The following is a 3,416-nucleotide window of genomic DNA, read 5'->3' on the forward strand; positions in this document are numbered from 1 at the left end:
GAAGGCGATGGCAAAGCGCCCGCTGGCGTGTTCGCCATCGGTACCGCATTTGGCTATGCCGACCATGCAAAAACCGGCCTGCATTATCAAGCCATGACCACCAATGACTGGTGCATCGATGTGCCGGCATCGAACTACTACAACCAGATCATCGACCGCAGCACGGTGAAAGCGCCCTACCTCGACCAATCCAGCGAACCAATGCGTCGCGATATTCATGCCGATGGCGACAATCGCTATCGTGAGGGCTTCGTGATCGAACACAATGCCGATGGTGCCGCCCGCCAAGGCGGTAGCTGCATTTTTGCGCATCTGTGGAAAGCCCCCGGCGAAACCACCGCCGGCTGCACCGCAATGGCCCCGGCCAGCATGGAGGCACTTCTGGCGTGGCTGGATGACACGCGCAAACCGGTGTTCGTGCTGTTGCCGATGGCGCAGTACACCGCCTTGAAAGCCCGCTGGGCACTGCCGGAGATCGCCCCATGAGCCAAACCACCCGCGTGCTTAGCGGCCTTGTCGCCGGCATTGTGCTGGGCATCGTGCTGGCATGGCAGGCACCCGAAGCGGGGCTGACGGTTGCCAATATCGTGGAACCGTTTGGCAAGCTCTGGCTCAACGCGCTGCAAATGACCGTGGTGCCCTTGGTGTTTGCGCTGGTGGTGGTGGGCATCAATCAGGCCAGCGATGCCGCCCACTCCGGGCGCGTGGCGCGCACCGCCATCCTCAGCTTCGTGGTGTTGCTGACCGCTGCGGCCGCGATGGCCGCCGTGTTGGCACCGCTGGCGTTGTCGCTGCTGCAACCCGACCCCGCCGTGGCCGCCGCGTTGCGCGGGCATGCCACCGATGTCACCGCGCCCGCAGGCGGCTGGGCCAACGCACTCACCGCCATCGTGCCCAGCAATGCGATTGCCGCCGCCGCGGCATCGGCCATGCTGCCGCTGGTGACCTTTGCGTTGTTTTTCGGCTTTGCCCTGACCCGCCTGGATGCCGCACCGCGCACGCAATTGGTGAGCTTCTTCAAAGCCATCAGCGACGCCATGATCGTGATCGTGCACTGGGTATTGTGGGCCGCGCCGGTGGGCATCTTCGCGCTGGTGCTGGCACTGACCGCCCGCGCCGGGCTGGGCATGTTGCAGGCACTGGGCATCTACATCCTGCTGGAATGCGCCTTGTATGTGCTGGCCGTGGTGCTATTGATTGTCGTGGCAGTAACCGTTGGCAAACAAACCTTCGGCCACTTCATGACCGGTTTGGTGCCAGTGCAGGCGGTGGCTGCCAGCACGCAATCGTCGCTGGCCACCTTGCCGGCGATGCTGGACAGCGCGCAAACCAAACTCGGTTTTCCGGCACGGATCGCCGGGTTGGTGCTGCCGATGGCGGTGTCGCTGTTTCGGATCACGTCACCCATTCAATACATCGCCACCGCCTGCTTCATCGCGTGGGCACTGGGCGTGCACCTGACCCCCGCGCAACTGGCCACCGGCGTGGCGCTCAGCGTGCTGGTGTCGATGGGCTCGGTGGGCCTGCCCGGGCAGGCGATCTTCCTGGCCACCAACTTGCCCATCACCAGCGCGATGGGTCTACCGATTGCCGCCTTGCCGGTGCTGATGGCGGTGGACGCCATCCCCGACGTGCTGGCCACGGTGGGCAATGTGACGGGTGATATGACCGCCACGGCGGTGGTGGCGGCGCGCAGTGGGGATCAACGCACGACTTGACCAGCCAGTCGTTTGCGTGACATGGCCGGGAAGTTTCCAGAGATCACCGCCCATTTTCCGCCAATCCGGTGTATTGACAACAGCTACACGTCCATACATCATTCGTGTATCTAATCGATATACATTACCCCCCCATGCGCGACGCCGCCATCAACCTCCGTGCCCGTCCCGAGCAACGCGACCTGATCGATCAGGCCGCAGGTCTGCTGGGCAAAAACCGCTCTGACTTCATGCTGGAAACCGCCTGCGAGCGCGCACGCACGGTATTGCTGGACCAGGTGTTCTTCGAGCTGGATGCCGCACGTTTCCGCAAGTTCAACGCCTTGCTGGACGCACCGCCCGCGCACAACCCCGGGCTTGAACGGCTGCTGGCGGTCAAAGCACCGTGGCACACCGACGCCGCATGAACCCCCTGCTACTGGCACCGCAGCCGCTGGTCGCGCGTCACCTGACCAATGACTTCGACTGCGGAGAAGTCTCGTTAAACGACTGGCTGCAACGCCGCGCCCTGCCCAACCAACTGGCCGGCGCAACCCGCACCTTCATCGTCGAAACTGCCGAGGGCCGCGTCGCCGGCTACTACGCATTGGCGGCAGGCGCGGTGTCGCGCAGCGCAGCCACCACCCGGGTTCGCAGGAATATGCCGGATCCCGTTCCTGTGCTGGTGCTGGCACGGCTGGCGGTGGATCGCGGTATGCAAGACCGGCAACTGGGGGCGGCATTGCTACAGGACGCGGTCAAACGCGCAGTCTCGGTGTCGCAAAACGCAGGCGTGCGTGCCTTGTTGGTGCATGCGCTGGACGAGAGCGCGAAGGCGTTCTATCTGCACTACGGCTTCTGCGAATCCCCCTTGCACCCGTTGACCCTGATGCTGCCGTTGCATGCGGGATGATGTGGAAATCCGTTCCACCCGCTCCCACCCCTTGACAACCCATGCCGCAGTGCAGCAGAGTCGAGCCATGACCCACGGCATCACCATGATTTCGACCATTACCACCGGCACCGGTACTACCGGCCCGGTGCGGTTGGTCATGCCTGGATAACCCATCCAAGACACGGCCCCCGCAGCGAACGGCGGGGCGCGATCCCCGGCGGTGCAACGCGGAGGCTCACAGGAGCCTGTATGCACGCACTTGCCCAAGCGGACGATTCCGAGCCATCCAAACCTGCCGTGCGCTGCCGCGCGCACAAATTTGGTGGTAGCTCATTGGCCGATGCTGCGCGCATTCGGCATGTGGCGGATTTATTGCTGGCCGATACCGCCGCGCAACAAGTTGCCATTACGTCGGCGATGCAAGGCACCACCAATACGTTGGTTGCACTGGGGGACACCGCCAGCGCCGGCGGCAATTGGAAGACTGCGCTGGAAACCCTACGCCAGCGCCACATCGACGCCGCGCACGCCTTGCTGCAACGGCCCGCCGCACTCGTGACCAATATCGATACTTGGTGCGGCGAACTGGATGCGCTGCTGCACGCCGCGTCGTTGCTGCGCCAACCCGGGCGCACCGCGCTGGACCGCATCCACGGCATGGGCGAGGTGCTATCCACCGCGCTGCTGCACGCGCACTTGCAAGAACGCGGCGGCGACTACGCCTTGTTGGATGCCCGCGAGGTGCTGGTGGTGCGGCATACCGACTTGGGTGCGGTGGTGGATTGGGAACAAAGTGCCGCCAAGCTGGCCGAGTGGCGCACGCA

The 3,416-nt window shown here is 64.2% G+C and carries 5 protein-coding genes; all 5 read left to right on the forward strand.

Features of this window, described 5'->3' with window-relative positions:
- On the forward strand, positions 1–486 hold a 486-nt coding region (locus PK789_RS11480; protein WP_503011953.1), incomplete at its 5' end, for a L,D-transpeptidase family protein.
- Positions 483–1,718, forward strand: a complete 1,236-nt coding sequence (locus PK789_RS11485) for a dicarboxylate/amino acid:cation symporter (protein WP_324308950.1) — start codon at positions 483–485, stop codon at positions 1,716–1,718. The genes PK789_RS11480 and PK789_RS11485, both read left to right, overlap by 4 nt.
- Positions 1,719–1,852: 134 nt before the next feature.
- Entirely contained in the window at positions 1,853–2,125 is a 273-nt protein-coding gene (locus PK789_RS11490) for a type II toxin-antitoxin system TacA family antitoxin (protein WP_324308952.1), read from the forward strand.
- The gene (locus PK789_RS11495; RefSeq protein ID WP_324308954.1) at positions 2,122–2,610 is read left to right on the forward strand and encodes a GNAT family N-acetyltransferase; all 489 of its coding nucleotides are present in this window, start codon (positions 2,122–2,124) and stop codon (positions 2,608–2,610) included. The genes PK789_RS11490 and PK789_RS11495 overlap by 4 nt, the downstream gene beginning before the upstream one ends.
- A gap of 231 nt (positions 2,611–2,841) precedes the next feature.
- The coding region (locus tag PK789_RS11500; RefSeq protein WP_503011954.1) for an amino acid kinase family protein at positions 2,842–3,416 on the forward strand (575 nt) is incomplete at its 3' end.

The sequence above is a fragment of the Thermomonas sp. genome, assembly GCF_035369645.1.
GTDB lineage: Bacteria > Pseudomonadota > Gammaproteobacteria > Xanthomonadales > Xanthomonadaceae > Thermomonas.

Excerpts from the sequence above, each read along its gene's own strand:
- PK789_RS11485 (WP_324308950.1), top strand. The coding sequence starts at position 483 with ATGAGCCAAACCACCCGCGTGCTTAGCGGCCTTGTCGCCGGCATTGTG.
- PK789_RS11490 (WP_324308952.1), top strand. The coding sequence starts at position 1,853 with ATGCGCGACGCCGCCATCAACCTCCGTGCCCGTCCCGAGCAACGCGAC.
- PK789_RS11495 (WP_324308954.1), top strand. The coding sequence starts at position 2,122 with ATGAACCCCCTGCTACTGGCACCGCAGCCGCTGGTCGCGCGTCACCTG.